Origin of the sequence: Rhizobium oryzicola (genome assembly GCF_030504645.1) — a bacterium.
Taxonomy (GTDB): domain Bacteria; phylum Pseudomonadota; class Alphaproteobacteria; order Rhizobiales; family Rhizobiaceae; genus Neorhizobium; species Neorhizobium oryzicola.
Window position 1 is genome coordinate 474,651 of record NZ_JAUKWQ010000001.1, and the last position, 15,602, is coordinate 490,252.

Here is a 15,602-nt window from a genome sequence, read left to right on the forward strand (position 1 = left end):
CTGTGCAAACCATGTGACGCCAATATGCCGAGAGGTCAGTCCTTGCGGAAGGCCAGACTGGCACCCCAGCCGGTCACGATCGCAATCAGCACGCAAAGCAGGCCGTAGGCTACTGGCTTCTCATGCGCGGCATCGGTGATGGCCTGCTCCACGCCGGTCTTCACCACGCGCAACGGCAGTTCCCGTTGCGCAATCAGATCGCCGCTCTTGAACAGATAGGCATGCACGATGTGGACGCCGTCAGGAATATTGGCGGGCAGTTTCAAGGTCGCGCGGAAAAGGCTGGAGCTGACGAAGCGCACGCCGGTCGTGTCGCGCTGGTAAAGCCCGTTGGAGAGTTTCAGCCGCTTATAGGCGTTGCGGAAGTCCGAAATCGATCCGGCATTTCCGACATAACCAGTGGGTGACAGCGTCATATGGTCTATCCCGACGCCTGTGCCCATGCGGCTCAGCGTGGTCAGTCCTTGAATATCCTCGATCTTGCGGGTGCTGGCGATCGAATAGGATTCGGGCACCTGTTCGAAGGTCATCGACTGGGTGTTCATCCAGATGCCGAACACGCGCTCCTTGCGGCGCACGGTGGCGTAATCGCGCGGGCCTTCCAGCGCCACCACCACATCATACTGCCCGATAGCGAGAAACAGTTCGTCCGTATTGGTCAGCGCCCCGAAGATCGTGAGGTCTGCGCCGCGAAAATCCGAAGTGATGGCGATTTCGCTGGTGGAGGTGCCGATCTCCAGACCTTCACGCACACTTTGCGCCTGACCGGGCAGCATCTGGGCGGTCGCCGGCAGTGCCATCAGAGTAAAGGCAAGGCTCAGTGCACGGGCAATCCGTCTCATCGGCTGGACGGGCCTCCAACCGCAATCGAATAGATATCATCGGGTGTTAGCACGAGGTCGAGTGCAAGACGCAAGCCGACCGCCAGAACCAGAAGGCCGAGAAGCGCGCGCAGCTGTTCGCCGCGCAGTTTCTGGCCCACACGCACGCCGTATTGCGCACCGATCACGCCCGCCACCATCAGGAACGTGGCCAGCACGATATCGACGGAATAGTTCGTCGCGGCCTGCACCATGGTCGTATAGGCGGTCACGAAGATGATCTGGAACAGCGAGGTTCCAACGACGACATTCGTCGGAATGCGCAGCAGATAGATCATGGCCGGCACCATGATGAAGCCGCCGCCCACGCCCATGACTGAGGTGAGGATGCCGATCGCAAAACCCAGGCCCACGACGGGAATGGCGGAGAGATAGATCTTCGACTTCTTGAACCGCATCTTCAGCGGCAGCCGGTGTACCCAGTTGTGCTGGCCTGGGCGTTTCAGCGGCAGGGCCTCGTTGCGGGCGGCGCGGCGCATCGCGCGCAGGCTCTCCGCCAGCATCAAGCCGCCGATCGTGCCCAGGAAAACTACGTAGAGAATGGAAATGATCAGATCCAACTGGCCGATGCGCCTGAGCCAGGAGAAGATCCAGATGCCGACGCTGGCGCCTGCCAGGCCGCCCATCAGCAGCACGGTGCCAAGCTTCACATCCAGGGTGCCGCGCCGGAAATGCGTGATGGCACCAGAGACGGAGGAAGCAACCACCTGGTTGGCGCCGGTGGCGACCGCCACGACCGGGGGCACATTATAGAAAATCAGGAGCGGCGTGATGAGGAAGCCACCGCCCACGCCGAACATGCCGGACAGGAAGCCCACGGCTGCGCCCATGCCGAGAATGATGAAGATGTTCACCGACAGCTCTGCGATCGGCAGGTAAACAGTCACGGCAGCCCCTCGAATACGACAATGGACACCGCAGCGGCCAGCCGGTGAAGGCCGTCCGTTTCGGCGTCAGGCATTCCTGGTGCCAAGGCGGATTAAACCCGCGTCCGGCATCATTCGTCATGCGCTGGCCCTGTGGCCAAGTCAATTTCGATGTCGCTTCCGATCCGACTGCCAAGGTCGAATTTCGACGCTTGTGGTCGAGAGAGCGCGGTTCAAGCGCCCTTCGGGCCGTTCTGCTCAAGAAGCTTGCGAACGAGCGCTTCCGTCACGTTGCCGTCATCGGGCAGGCCGTTCTTGCGCTGGAAAGCCTTGATGGCCTGTACCGTCTTCTTGCCCATCATTCCGTCCGGCTGGCCGGCATCATATCCTTTGCGATTCAGGATCGCCTGAATGTTGCGGATGGCCTTGCCCATGTCGACGGAAGCGTTCTGGGTCTTGTCACCCCAGGCTTCTGCGGAGGAAATGGTATTGGACTTCGGGTCCAGTGGCTGCGGCTTCCAGCTCTCCGCCTTCTCACGAGCGGCCTTCAACTGATCGGGCTTCAGGGCATTGGCGACTTCGTCGCGCTTCTGACCGGCATCCTTGTCGCCGCCCTTCGCCGCGATAGCAAACCACTTGTAGGATTCCTCGAGGTTCTGGGTCGCACCATTGCCACGGGCATAGAGAATGGCCAGATTGAATTGGCTATCTGTCACGCCGAGCTCTGCCGCCTTCTCGAACCACTCCATGGCGTTCTTGTAGTCCGGCGTGCCTTGAGCGCCGGAGGCATAGAGCACGGCCAGATTGTGCATGGCACTGGCATTGCCTGCACGGGCTGCCTGTTCATAAAGCGCCATGGCCTTTTTCAGGTCGCGCTCGACGCCCGTTCCCTTTTCGTAAAGGCCTCCAAGGCGATACTGCGCCGGTGCAAGACCACGATCCGCTGCCAGTCGATACCAATTGGCTGCCTGCTTGGGATCAGCCGTAACACCACGGCCTTCGGTATAGCGGGAACCGATTTCGAAAAGCGCCTGCGGGTCGCCATTGGCGGCTGCATCGGCCAACGCCTTCGGCGTGATCTCCGCAGGAACCGGAATGGTGCTCTTGGCAGTAGCAGGCGCCGTTGCTGCCGCGGCAACTGGTGCGGCAGTCACGGGCGCAACTGGTGCAGCCGATACCGTATCTGCGCCGACACTGACGCTATCGCTATCAAGAGCTCCATTGGTGGCCGGAAGCGGTGCCGCGGTCGATGTCACGGGCGGCTGCGTTGTGGGCGCCGCCGTCTGCGACTTTGGTCCGTCGCTCGTGGTTGTGTAGGCGGGCGGGTTGGCGCCCGGCACCTTGTCGGCCTTGCCGGTCGCTTCCAGCCCCTTGGAAGTGGAGTCGGTTTGCGCCGTGGTGCTGGATGGTTGCGGGCGATCCGACCCGGTCAGTGTGTTGACGAGCGGCATCGCCAAAAGCGCGAGAAGGATTGCGCCAACGGCCATCAAAATCGGACGCTGGTGACGGGCAAGCAGGCTTTTGGAGCCGCCTTTGGCATCAGCCTTCGGAACTCGGATCGGTTGGGCTTGTGATGGCGCCGTTTCCTGCGCGGCGGCTTTTGCCGCCCGGCGGGCTGCCGCGATATAGTCGACCCGCTCCTCGTCCATGCCGCGGCTTTGGCCCGTGCCGCCCGTTTGGCTGGCGCGTACGCGTTCCAGAATCTTGCGAACATCAGGTACGCCGGAACCCGGTTCAAGCAGGTCGTTTTCATGGCCATCCGACAGGGTGTCGGCTGGGTCGAGCGCCGGGGCTGGGCTCACCACCGTGCGCGGGGAAGGCGATGTCTGCCGCGCATCCTGCTTCTGGGTCGGGATCAGGCGCTTTGTCAGTGCGCCCAACAGGCTCTTGCGCTGCGGCTCCTGAACGGAAGCGATGTCAGCTTCGGCGGCCTCTGCCATTTCGATCGGCGGCGCGGTGTTGGACATCAACGCTTCGGTTGTCTTTTCCAGCACGCGCGGCGCGGGCTCCTGCTGGACTGCGCGGCTGCGCGTCTCGGGGGCTGCCATGGGCGGGCGCACCGTTGCCGGTTCGTAGCCTGCTTCGTCCAGAAGCGGACGCTGCGAAATGGACGAGCGGCCCGTGCCGGTTTCCATACGGTCCAGGCGTTCGGCAATCTGCACCATCGTGCGGTGCAGGCTGTCAAAGGTCTGCTGGGTCCGCTCTTCGGAGCCGCGTGTGAGAGCCTCCAGGTGACGAAGATCATCCGCCAGACCCAGGATCGCCGAAATGTCCGGAGTTGCCTGCGAGGAATGACCGCCGCGTCCATAGGCTTCCACGACGGTCTCAGCAGCGTGGCGTGCCGCCTCCAGCACATATTCGTCGCTGGTCGATATATAGCTTTCTATGGCCGCCATGCGCTCATCGAGTGCGCGCGGCAGCGTCGCCGTCATCGGCTCCGAGCTGGACAGCAGGGTCGAGAGGTTGGCAATCTGCTGCTCAAGGTCGCGGATCGCCCGGTTGTCGGCCTGCGGGCTGGCAACGGCATCATCCAGCCGTGCGGCGATGTCGTCAAGGCGGGTGGTGAGCCGCTCCAGATGCGCGCTTTCGGTGCTATGCTGACGGTCGCTCACATGATCGAGTTCATCGATCCGTCGCGACAGATAATCCAGCCGGTCTGCCAGCACGTCACTCACCGAACCGGTTTCCAGCGCGTCGATCTTGCGTGAAATGTCGGAGAGGAAGCCGGTGACTTCGGCCTGCGGCCGAACGTTGACGCCTCGATGGAGAAGCTCAGTCAGCCCCTCAAGCTGTTCCTCAACGCGCCCCGTATGCTGGGCGTCTGCCAGAAGCTCGACCTTGTCGGTCAGCGCCTCGACGCGGGATGCCAGATCCTGGGCGGAAAGTGAGGCTGCCGCCCGCGCCATGGCATCCACTTGACTTGCGATGATGTCCAGGCGGTCTTCGATCCGGTGAATCAGCACCTGCTCGCTGCCGTCACTGCGATGGCGGGGGGAGTTGGCGATGGTGCGGCTGATCTCTTCCAGGCGGTAATCGATCTGCGAAAACTGTTCGGCAAACAGATCCGTGGGAATTGCGCGTGAGCCGAGCGCCTCGACGGTCTGAGCCAGCGACAGCAGCCTGTCTTCCAGGGCAAGGATAGCGGGGCTGTTGGAGATGCTGCCCAGTTCGGCCTTCACGCCATCGATACGATAGGCAAGCGCGATCAGCTCCTGACGAATGCCTGACGTATCGATATCCTGAAGGCGCGTTTCCAGATCGTCCCAGCGCTGCTCCAGCTGTTTCAGCACCGTATCCTGATTCAGGCCGGCGATCTGCTGCTGCAGGCGATGAAGCTCCTTGCGAAGCTCTCCCGGTGCGCCGCTGGTCTGGCCACCCAACGCATCGACGCGTTCGGAAAGGCGCGACAACTCATGGCGGATGTCGTCCTCAAAATGCGGATCGGCTGAGCGAGCAGGAGCGGACTTGACATAATCGCGCAGCGATTGGATCTCGCGCGAAATAGTGGCGGAGATTTCGTTGCGCAGTGTGGCCGTGATGCCGGACAGGTCGACCGCGTCTACCCGTTCGTTGCGGGTTGCTGGGGCCGCGGGGCTGGGGTTTCTGAAAACGGCTGTACGCGGGTCAGGTCGTGCAGTTTCGGCTGCAGTGAGCCGCTCACTGATCTGTCGTTGCTGCTCGCGCGTTGGTCGCTGCGGCTCACGGCTGCTGTCCAGCAGGCGCTGCCGTTCGCGGATTTCCTGCAAAAGCGGCGAATCCTGATGCGGGCGACGCGGCGACGCGGCTCGACGGTCGATGTCATCGGCGGGGGCGCCATGCATCAACCCTTCGATACGCGCTTCCAGATTCTCGATCGTGCGGTTCAACGCATCCAGCGAGGTCCGCTCCCCGCGAGAATTGGCATTGTGGCGTGATCCGTTCATAATTTGCTCGCTTCGGCAGCTTGAATCCGGGAAAGCCTGGGTGAAAGCGCTGACCGCCAGTCCGGGCAGCCTTTCAGGAAGCGCATTGGTCCGGACTAGGTCGCGGGGCTTGCCCGAAACTTTCGCTGCGGACCGCTCCAAGGGCGGACCCGGCTGCCGGTGCGACGCACGACAGCTCTGCTCTTCACCTTTCGCGAAACATGGTTAACAAGGCTTTAACATTCTGAAAGTTTAACGTGATCTTGCCGCTTAAGATTGCGCGCAGGCATTGTCTCGCAATGTATTTCAGCATTGACTTGCGCACCCGCAGCAGTCTGCGAAACACTGCTGGCACCTATGTTCCCGCAACATCACTTGCCATGGCTTTCCATTCGGTCTCTGCTGCGTATCACTGTTCTCACAGGCTTCGGCCAGATCACATGATTGTTTGCCTCGGGCCGCGGCGAATTTTCCAATTGACGTTTACGCGCACGTCAATATTTTGTAAGCCTATGGATGCCGGTCCATCCGGCCGCTGATTTGGAGGAGTTCGCGAATGCCTGTCTACAAGGCTCCGGTCGCTGATACGCTGTTTATCCTGAATGATGTGCTCGGCATCGAGCGGTACAACAACCTGCCGGGTTTTGGCGATGCGACGCCTGAGATGATCGACGCCATCGCTTCGGAAGCCGCAAAGCTTTCGGAGGAAGTATTGTTCCCGGTCAACTACTCCGGTGATCAGGAAGGCTGCGTTCGTTCCGATGACGGAACGGTGAAGACACCGAAAGGCTTCAAGTCCGCCTATGATGCCTACTGCGAGGGCGGCTGGATCGGCCTTGCCGTGCCGGAAGAGTTTGGCGGACAGGGCCTGCCCTACACGCTGCATGCGGCCGTCGGCGAATATACCTCCGCCGCCAACATGTCGCTGATGATGTATCCCGGTCTGACGCAGGGTGCGATTGCCGCGATCCTCGTGCACGGCAGCGACGAACAGAAGCAGACCTATCTGCCGAAGATGGTGGAGGGCAAATGGTCCGGCACCATGAACCTGACGGAACCCCATTGCGGTACCGATCTCGGCCTGCTGCGCACCAAGGCCGTTCCGAACGGTGACGGCACCTACAGGATATCCGGCCAGAAGATCTTCATCTCTGCCGGCGAACACGACATGACGGACAATATTGTCCATCTTGTCCTTGCGCGTATCGAAGGTGCGCCAGCCGGCACCAAAGGCATTTCGCTGTTCATCGTGCCGAAATACCTCGTCAACGAGGACGGTTCGCTCGGCGCGCGCAACAAGGTCGTCTGCGGTGCCATCGAGCACAAGATGGGCATTCACGGCAATGCCACTTGCGTGATGAACTATGACGAGGCGACCGGCTACCTGATCGGGGCCGAGAACAAGGGCCTCAACGCCATGTTCGTCATGATGAACGAGGCGCGCCTGGGCGTCGGTCTCCAGGGTCTCGCGATTGCCGAAGTGGCCTACCAGAATGCCGTTGCCTACGCCAAGGACCGCATACAGGGTCGCTCGCTCTCCGGCCCCAAGGCACCGGAAAAGGCGGCTGATCCCATCATCGTGCATCCCGATATCCGCCGCACGTTGATGACCATTAAGTCCTTCAATGAGGCGGGCCGCGCCTTCATGCTCTGGACGGCGCTGAAGTCTGATATTGCCCATCGCTCTGCGGATGCGAAAGAACGTCAGGATGCCGACGATCTGTTGGGTCTTGCCACGCCGATCCTGAAGGGTGTGCTGACCGACAAGGGCTTCGACCATGCGGTGATGGCGCAGCAGGTCTATGGTGGTCACGGCTATATCGAAGAATGGGGCATGAGCCAGTATGTGCGCGATGCCCGCATCGCCATGATCTATGAGGGCGCCAACGGCATCCAGGCGCTCGATCTCGTTGGTCGCAAGCTGGCGCTGAACGGCGGCCGCGCCGTTATGGCCGCCTTCAAAGAAATCGGCGATTTCTGCGAGGAAAACCGGTCGAACGAGCAGATGGCGCCGTTTACCAAGGCGCTGAAGAAGGGTCTGAACGACCTTCAGGCTTCCACCATGTGGTTCATGCAGAACGCCATGGCCAAGCCTGACAATGCCGGTGCCGGTTCGACCGATTACATGCACCTCTTTGGCCTCGTGATGCTGGGCTACATGTGGGCAAAGATGGCGAAGTCCGCGCAGGATCTCATTGCGGCAGGCGATGAGCGCACCGATTTCCTCAACAACAAGCTTGTCATGGCGCGCTTCTACATGGACAAGATCATGCCGGAAACGGCGCTTCGTAAGGTCCGCATCGAGGCGGGCGCGGATACGCTGATGGAACTGGCCGCGGAAGCTTTTTGAAGTTTGCCCCTCACCCTAACCCTCTCCCCGCAGGCGGGGAGAGGGGACGTGGCCGACGCAAACGAAAGAGTGTGGGCAGGACGGTGAAGCATTTTCCCTTCTCCCCGTCATCACGGGGAGAAGGTGCCGGTAGGCGGATGAGGGGCAGTCTCCCTTCCAGATTGGCCGGTGAGAAGAAATTTCATGAGGCGCTCCGCGCGCCCAAGGGAGAGAGATAATGACCGAAGTCTATATCTATGACCACGTGCGCACGCCGCGCGGTCGCGGCAAGAAGGATGGCTCGCTGCACGAGGTGCCGTCCGTTCGCCTCGCCGCGAAGACGCTGGAAGCGATCCGTGATCGAAACGGCCTCGATACGGCCAATGTCGATGACATCATCATGGGCTGCGTCGATCCGGTCATGGATGCCGGTGCCGTCATCCCCAAGGCTGCGGCGTTTGAGGCAGGCTATTCCACCAAGGCGCCCGGCATGCAGATCTCGCGCTTCTGCGCCTCGGGTCTCGATGCGGTGAATTTTGCTGCGGGCAAGGTCGCCGCCGGTTCGGACGAGATCGTCATCGCCGGTGGTGTGGAAAGCATGTCGCGCGTCGGCATGGGCATGTCCGGCGGCAGCTGGTACATGGACCCCTCCGTCAACTTCCCCGGCTATTTCATGCCGCAGGGCGTGTCCGCCGATCTCATTGCCACGAAATACGGCTTCTCCCGCGATGACGTGGACGCCTATGCGGTAGAAAGCCAGAAGCGCGCAGCACACGCCTGGGAAAAGGGCTACTTCAAGAACTCGGTCATTCCGGTGAAGGACCAGAACGGTCTCGTCATCCTCGACCGGGACGAGCACATGCGTCCGGATACGAACATGCAAGGCTTGGCCTCTCTCAACCCGTCCTTCCAGATGCCGGGTGAAATGGGCGGCTTCGAAGCCGTCGGCATCCAGGCGCATCCCGAAGTCGAGCGCATCAACTACGTTCACCATGCCGGTAACTCCTCGGGCATCGTGGATGGCGCTGCCGCCGTTCTCGTCGGCTCCAAGGCAGGCGGTCAGACGATGGGGTTGAAGCCTCGCGCCCGCATCAAGGCCTTTGCTAATATCGGTTCCGATCCGGCCCTGATGCTGACTGGCCCGGTTGATGTGACGGAAAAGCTCTTGAAGAAGACTGGCATGTCGATCTTCGACATCGACCTGTTCGAGCTGAACGAAGCCTTCGCCGCTGTCGTGCTGCGCTATCTTCAGGCCTTCGAGATCGATCATGCGAAGATGAACGTCAATGGCGGTGCAATTGCCATGGGGCACCCGCTGGGGGCCACGGGCGCCATGATCCTCGGCACGGTTCTGGACGAACTGGAACGCCGCGATTTGAACACCGCGCTGGTCACGCTCTGCATCGGCGCGGGCATGGGCACGGCAACGGTCATCGAGCGGGTTTGAGGGGCGCGCCGAAATGGACCATTGGCAACGCCACCTGGACAACAATCGTGAACACGATCGGCGAGAGCAACAGATGGCGGAAGATTATCAGGAGAGCCTTTCTGTCACTCCGAAAGAGCATGCGCGCGTGCTTGGTGAGACAAACCGGGCTCTACTGATCATGCTGGTGGTTGTCTTCGTTGTCGCTGCGCTGGCCGTGACCTTCTACTGACGGTCAAAAAATTCAGGGAAGAGGAATCCCAATATGAGCACCTACAAGAATTTCACTGTCGAAACCGACGCAGATGGCATTGCTCTCGTCACCTGGGACATGCCGGACAAGAGCATGAACGTTTTCACCGTCGAGGTGATGGACGAGATCGACGCGATCGTCGATCAGACGGTCGCCGATGCGGCTGTGAAGGGCGTCGTCTTCACGTCGGGTAAGAATTCCTTCTCTGGCGGTGCGGATCTCACCATGATCCGCGGCATGTTCTCGCTCTTGCATGAGGAACAGGCCAACAACCCCGACACCGCCATGCAGAAACTGTTCGACGTGGCCGGTAGCATGACCTGGCTGTGGCGCAAGATCGAGACCAACGGCAAGCCGTGGGTCTCCGCCATCAATGGCGTGTGCATGGGCGGTGCGCTGGAACTGTCGCTCGCCTGCCATGGACGCGTGGTCTCCAACGCAAAGTCGGTCAAGTTGGCGCTGCCGGAAGTCAAGGTCGGCATCTTCCCCGGTGCCGGCGGCACGCAGCGTGTGGCGCGCCTTGCCAATACGCAGGATGCCCTGCAGATGATGACGACCGGCCAGACGCTGACTCCGTCGCGCGCCAAGGCCATGAACCTCGTGCATCAGGTGGTCGAGCCCGACCAGTTGATCCCCGCCGCAAAGCAGATGATCAAGGACGGTCTGAAGCCGGTCGCGCCCTGGGACGAGAAAGGCTTCAAGGTTCCGGGCGGCGGCATCTGGACGCCCGCTTCCGCCCAACTCTGGCCGGCAGCACCCGCCATCCTTCGCCGTGAAACCGCGGGTAACTATCCCGGCGCTCTGGCCATTCTCAAATGCGTCTATGAAGGCCTCCAGGTTCCCTTCGATACGGGCCTGAAGATCGAGCAGCGCTATTTCACGCAGGTGCTGCGCTCCACCGAAGCCTTCTCGATGATCCGCTCGCTGTTCATTTCCATGCAGGAATTAGGCAAGGGCGCGCGCCGCCCCGCAGGCGTCGAAAAGAAGAAGCTCTCGAAGATCGGCGTCGTCGGCGCTGGCTTCATGGGCGCCTCCATCGCCTATGTCACGGCCGCCGCCGGCATTGCCGTTTCGCTGATCGATCGCGACGAAGAGGCCGCCGCCAAGGGTAAGGCCGTCTCTGAAAAGCTGGTGGCTGACAGTGTTGGTAAGGGACGGATGACCAAGGAAGAGGGCGAGAAGCTTCTTTCGCTGATCACCCCGACCGCCGATTACTCCACGCTGTCGGATGTCTCGCTCGTTGTTGAAGCTGTCTTCGAAGACCGTCAGGTGAAGAAGGACGTCATCGAGAAGGTCGAAGCCGTCCTGCCGGAAACGGCGATCTTCGCCTCCAACACCTCGACGCTGCCGATCACCGGTCTGGCGAAGAATTCCAAGCGTCCAAAACAGTTCATCGGCGTGCATTTCTTCTCGCCGGTCGAAAAGATGATGCTGACGGAAGTCATCCTCGGCGAGGAAACCGGCGACGAGGCGCTTGCAGTCGCGCTGGATTATGTCGCGCAGATCAAGAAAACGCCGATCGTGGTCAACGATACGCGCGGCTTCTATGTCAACCGTTGCGTCTTCCGCTACATCAACGAGGCCTATGACATGCTGATCGAAGGCGTGCCGGCAGCAATGATCGAAAATGCCGCCAAGATGGCAGGCATGCCGGTTGGCCCGCTGTCGCTGAACGACGAGGTGGCTGTCGATCTCTCCCAGAAGATCATGAAGGCTTCGATTGCCGATCTCGGTGAGGCCTCGGTGAAGCCGGAGCACATGGCGCTAGTCAACAAGCTCGTGGATGAACTCGATCGCCGCGGCCGCAAGAACGCCAAGGGCTTCTATGAATATCCAGCCAAGCCCGCCAAGAAGTTCCTGTGGCCGGGCCTGAAGGATCTCTATCCCCAGAAGCCGGCTTCCGAAGTGGATGTCAACGTGCTGAAGCAGCGCCTGCTGGTTACGATCGCGCTGGAAGCCGCGCGTACAGTAGAGGAAGGCATTGTCACCGATCCGCGTGAGGCGGATGTCGGCTCCATCCTCGGCTTTGGGTTTGCGCCGTACACGGGCGGCACGCTGTCCTATATCGACGGCATGGGTGTGAAGACTTTCGTGGCTCTGTGCGAAAAGCTCGCCGCCGAATACGGCGAACACTTCAAGCCGACGCCGCTGCTGCGCGACATGGCCGCCAAGGGTGAGACCTTCTACACGCGCTTCAATCCTTACGGGGCCGAGCAGCAGGCTGCATAAGCGGTCTTCCATTTCATAGAATAGCAGCAGGCCCCTTTCGGGGCCTGTTCGCGTTTCTGGGGTATTCTATAGTGCTTTTAGAGTGTCGTCGGAGCCTTTGGTTGTGTACGCCAATCACCGACTATGAAAAGTGAAGCACTCGACTTTCATTCATTTTGCGGACAGAAAAAATTTTGTAAGAAATTTCTTAACGATAAAAGCTTCCCGCGAGGCGATTTGTCGTCACCATCAGTTTCATCGCACGAAGGACCTATCCCGTGAAGAAGATCTTCGCCGCCGCTGCTGTTGCAGCCATGTTGTTTCCCGCCGCTTCCTTTGCCAAGACGCTCTCGTTCCCGAGCGATGCTCCGGTTGCCAGCATCACCATTCCGGATAGCTGGAACCCGGAAGAAACCGATAGCGGCATTCAGGCCACCTCTGCCGACAATGCCATCTATCTGGCGGTCGACGTTGCCGAAGCCGCTGATGCCGGCAAGGCCGTGGATGAAGTGATCGCCTTCCTCGACAAGTCTGGCATCAAGGTGGACGATTCCACCCAAAAGAAGACCGAGGGTACTTTGAACGGCATGCCGCTGACCAGCTTTGACTGGACCGGCAAGGACAAGGATGGTCCGGTCAACATCAGCCTGGCCGCAATCGCTCCGAGCGCAGACAAGCTTCTGCTGCTGACCTACTGGGGTACCAAGGGCAAGGACAGCAAGCACGACAAGGCGATGGAAAACATCATCGGCTCGCTGAAGCCCGCCAAGTAATTTGCTCTTTGAGCAGGCTCCGCTCGGGTTGCGGGGCCTGCTTCCTTTGGCCTTTTGCAGGTGAAACCGTCAAAGGATCACATGGGGAACGAAGCGAGAGGTGTTACGCGTTATTAATCCTTCGTCCTCGCGCAGGCCAATGCCACATGCCTTGCCACCCACCAGCCAACTGCCGATCACGGCATGTCCCGTCTCTGTTCGAAAAAGGTTACGGGCGAAGGACTGTGTGACGTAGCGGGAGTCGGATACGAGCTTGGCTCCTATGTGCGCGTCGCCTTGACTGATGATGCACACTCCCGCACCTTCGCGCGAATGCAGGGGCTTGATGACGCGATCTGTCTGCTTCATCCAGCGAGGTTCCTCATCGGTGTAATAAGCAGGCAGCAGATTGGGATGATCCGGAAACATCCGCCACAACTCCACCAGGATGGCTTTTGTGGAAAGCATCATTTTCCAGATCGGCTCGATGATGGTCAGTTGGGAGAGGGCGGGTGATCTGCCCCAGGCGTCCGCGATGAGCCATTCCCACGGATATAGCTTGAAAAGCGTGCCTATGATCTCGTCGTTCAAATCAACGAGACGCGAGTGCCGCAGGCCGATTTCGGCAATCCGCATGCATTCTACATCACATCCGGCCTGCAGGGCGCAGTCTGCCAGATATTCAATGGTAGTCCGATCTTCCACATTATCCATGCAAGCGAAATGGATCATTCCGCCATTCGGCATCATCCCTTGCCATTGGGCAATCAAGGCTTCGTGCAGTGAATTGAACTGATCCGCATGTGACGGTAGCGCCCCGCTGACCTTCAAATCTTCCAACCAGTGCCACTGAAAAACAGCCGCCTCATAGATACTTGTTGGAGTGTCCGCGTTAAACTCAAGAAGCTTGGCGGGACCGTCGCCATCATAGGCGAGATCGAAACGACCATAGAGGCTCGGCGCGTTGTGGTCGAAGCTATTTCCCACTGCCCAATGAAGCCGACGTGGAATTCCGAGCCGTTCCAATATGGATTGATCATGGGCGGCTCTTCCGGCCAACTTCTGGCACAGTGACCATAATTCCGTCGTGGGATCCTCGAGGTCGTCTTCGATCTGCCGAAGGCTGAATTCGTAGCGGATCGTTTCATCCCAATAGAGGCTATCATCCTCACCAACGGCAAATTCAAATCCAAGATCTGCTGTACGTGTGGCAAGATCTGGCCGTACGGGGCTGGAGCGCCGGATCATTCGCCGCTTCCACCGTGACCGCCGCCGCCGTGACCGCTGCTTGCATGTGCCTCACCTGTCATCCCAAAGCCGCCTCGTGAGGATTTGCCTGCAACGTGTGACGATCCAAAGGAGGCGCTGGCATTCCCTCCACCGCTTCCGTGGCCAGAGCTACTGCTGCTTCCGTAACAAGTTTTGTCCGACTTTTCTTTCTCTGCCGTGCAATCTGGAGCGCGATTGAGAGTGGAAAGCCCTGCCGTGGCGGCGCCCATGCTCACGAGTAACACCAAAGCACTGCGCTTCATGAATAACAGATGACCTCGTCCACAGGCAAAATCTCAATAGCAACCGCGCGATCGTATTCCCTAGCCGACAGCCTGTCCAGAAGTTCAGCGGTCTACTGCACGTTTGAGGTGTGATGGCAGGTGCGTGGGTCAGTGCTGCTACCCAATATCCCCTCTCGCTGAAACAATTACGGTGTTCCCCTGTTCGTGGGGCAGTGGGTCTGCTGGCGCGGTTATGCCGGGCAGGCTGCGCGCCAACCCGGTTGCTTCAGCAACCTTCATCCAGGAGACGCCAGAATGCGAGCCCTCGTTTGGCACGGCAAGGAAGATATTCGCTGCGATACCGTCACGGATCCGGAAATCGAACATCCGCGTGATGCCATCATCAAAGTTTCGAGTTGCGCCATCTGCGGTTCGGACCTGCACCTGTTTCACAACTTCATCCCGGCCATGATGCCGGGCGACATCATGGGCCATGAAACCATGGGTGAGGTGGTAGAAACCGGATCCGACATGCGCGGCAAGCTGAAGAAGGGGGATCGCGTCGTCATCCCCTTCACCATTCTCTGCGGCGAATGCGACCAGTGCAAGCGCGGCAATTTCTCCGTCTGCGAGCGCTCGAACCGCAACAAGGGCATGGCGGAAAAGGCTTTTGGCCACACCACGGCGGGCCTGTTCGGCTATACGCACCTGACAGGCGGTTATCCTGGCGGGCAGGCGGAATACTTACGTGTGCCCTTTGCCGACGCCACCCACATCAAGGTGCCGGACAGCATGCCGGACGAGCAGGCGCTGTTCCTCAGCGACATACTGCCGACGGGCTGGCAGGCGGCCGTGCATTGCGACATCGAGCCGACAGACACGGTCGTGGTCTGGGGCTGCGGCCCGGTCGGACAGATGTGCATTCGCTCCGCCGTACTGCTCGGTGCCAAACAGGTGGTCGCGATCGATTGTCTGACCGAGCGCCTTTCCATGGCGGAAGCGGGTGGTGCCATCACCATCAACTTCCTGGAGGAAAGCGTCATCGAGCGGCTGAACGAACTCACACAAGGCAAGGGACCGGAAAAATGCATCGATGCCGTTGGGCTCGAAAGCCACGTGTCCATGGCTCAGCCGGATACGGTCTATGACCGCGCCAAGCAAATGATGATGCTGGAAAATGACCGGCCGCATGTGCTGCGGGAAATCATCTATGTCTGCCGTCCGGGCGGTATTGTCTCGATACCCGGCGTCTATAGCGGGTTGATCGACAAGATGCCGATGGGCATGGCCATGAACAAGGGGCTGACCTTCCGCACTGGGCAGACGCATGTGAACCGCTGGACGGACGATCTCATCCGCCTCATCGAAGAGGGGAAACTCGATCCGTCCTTCGTCATCACCCATACCGAAAACCTCTCGGACGGACCTGAGATGTACAAGCTGTTCCGCGACAAGCAGGACAGTTGCATCAAGGTCGTGCTCAAGCCATGAA

10 protein-coding genes are annotated in these 15,602 nt (G+C 60.0%); 6 read left to right on the forward strand and 4 right to left on the reverse strand.

The annotated features are described in order from the left end of the window. Positions 1-35 precede the first annotated feature (35 nt). The 3 genes from Q2T52_RS02375 to Q2T52_RS02385 form a co-directional block, all read right to left on the reverse strand. Positions 36-842, reverse strand: coding sequence for a TIGR02186 family protein (locus Q2T52_RS02375; protein WP_302075072.1), 807 nt, complete (start codon positions 840-842; stop codon positions 36-38). Next, entirely contained in the window at positions 839-1,768 is a 930-nt protein-coding gene (locus tag Q2T52_RS02380) for a sulfite exporter TauE/SafE family protein (RefSeq protein ID WP_302075073.1), read from the reverse strand. Before Q2T52_RS02380 ends, Q2T52_RS02375 begins: the two co-directional genes overlap by 4 nt. A 212-nt stretch (positions 1,769-1,980) precedes the next feature. Beyond that, complete coding sequence (locus tag Q2T52_RS02385) at positions 1,981-5,670, reverse strand: peptidoglycan-binding protein (RefSeq protein ID WP_302075074.1); 3,690 nt, start codon at positions 5,668-5,670, stop codon at positions 1,981-1,983. A gap of 535 nt (positions 5,671-6,205) precedes the next feature. On the opposite strand from Q2T52_RS02385, the gene Q2T52_RS02390 reads away from it, so the two are divergent. From Q2T52_RS02390 to Q2T52_RS02410, 5 genes are all read left to right on the forward strand, one after another. Continuing rightward, positions 6,206-7,999 carry an acyl-CoA dehydrogenase C-terminal domain-containing protein gene (locus tag Q2T52_RS02390; RefSeq protein WP_302075075.1) on the forward strand — a complete coding sequence of 598 codons (1,794 nt, stop codon included), beginning with the start codon at positions 6,206-6,208 and terminating at the stop codon, positions 7,997-7,999. A gap of 217 nt (positions 8,000-8,216) precedes the next feature. Then, positions 8,217-9,425, forward strand: coding sequence for an acetyl-CoA C-acetyltransferase (locus Q2T52_RS02395; RefSeq protein ID WP_302075076.1), 1,209 nt, complete (start codon positions 8,217-8,219; stop codon positions 9,423-9,425). Between the two features lie 13 nt (positions 9,426-9,438). Beyond that, a complete protein-coding gene (locus Q2T52_RS02400; RefSeq protein WP_302075077.1) occupies positions 9,439-9,636 on the forward strand; it encodes a hypothetical protein in 198 nt (65 codons plus the stop codon). Positions 9,637-9,669: 33 nt separating this feature from the next. After that, positions 9,670-11,886 (forward strand): 3-hydroxyacyl-CoA dehydrogenase NAD-binding domain-containing protein, encoded by a 2,217-nt coding sequence (locus Q2T52_RS02405; protein WP_302075078.1) that lies wholly within the window; start codon positions 9,670-9,672, stop codon positions 11,884-11,886. A gap of 257 nt (positions 11,887-12,143) precedes the next feature. Further along, positions 12,144-12,638: a histidine kinase gene (locus Q2T52_RS02410; protein WP_302075079.1), complete on the forward strand. Its 495-nt coding sequence runs from the start codon at positions 12,144-12,146 to the stop codon at positions 12,636-12,638. 69 nt (positions 12,639-12,707) lie between these two features. Here the strand turns inward: Q2T52_RS02410 and Q2T52_RS02415 are convergent, their stop codons facing one another. Further along, positions 12,708-13,865: a glutathionylspermidine synthase family protein gene (locus Q2T52_RS02415; protein ID WP_302075080.1), complete on the reverse strand. Its 1,158-nt coding sequence runs from the start codon at positions 13,863-13,865 to the stop codon at positions 12,708-12,710. A gap of 560 nt (positions 13,866-14,425) precedes the next feature. On the opposite strand from Q2T52_RS02415, the gene Q2T52_RS02420 reads away from it, so the two are divergent. Next, positions 14,426-15,601: a zinc-dependent alcohol dehydrogenase gene (locus tag Q2T52_RS02420; protein ID WP_302075081.1), complete on the forward strand. Its 1,176-nt coding sequence runs from the start codon at positions 14,426-14,428 to the stop codon at positions 15,599-15,601. Position 15,602 lies beyond the last annotated feature (1 nt).

What these genes read in the sequence shown, in the direction of transcription:
- Q2T52_RS02405 (WP_302075078.1), top strand. Translation starts at nt 9,670, where the DNA reads ATGAGCACCTACAAGAATTTCACTGTCGAAACCGACGCAGATGGCATT.
- Q2T52_RS02420 (WP_302075081.1), top strand. Translation starts at nt 14,426, where the DNA reads ATGCGAGCCCTCGTTTGGCACGGCAAGGAAGATATTCGCTGCGATACC.
- Q2T52_RS02400 (WP_302075077.1), top strand. Translation starts at nt 9,439, where the DNA reads ATGGACCATTGGCAACGCCACCTGGACAACAATCGTGAACACGATCGG.
- Q2T52_RS02390 (WP_302075075.1), top strand. Translation starts at nt 6,206, where the DNA reads ATGCCTGTCTACAAGGCTCCGGTCGCTGATACGCTGTTTATCCTGAAT.
- Q2T52_RS02375 (WP_302075072.1), bottom strand. Translation starts at nt 842, where the DNA reads ATGAGACGGATTGCCCGTGCACTGAGCCTTGCCTTTACTCTGATGGCA.
- Q2T52_RS02385 (WP_302075074.1), bottom strand. Translation starts at nt 5,670, where the DNA reads ATGAACGGATCACGCCACAATGCCAATTCTCGCGGGGAGCGGACCTCG.
- Q2T52_RS02395 (WP_302075076.1), top strand. Translation starts at nt 8,217, where the DNA reads ATGACCGAAGTCTATATCTATGACCACGTGCGCACGCCGCGCGGTCGC.
- Q2T52_RS02415 (WP_302075080.1), bottom strand. Translation starts at nt 13,865, where the DNA reads ATGATCCGGCGCTCCAGCCCCGTACGGCCAGATCTTGCCACACGTACA.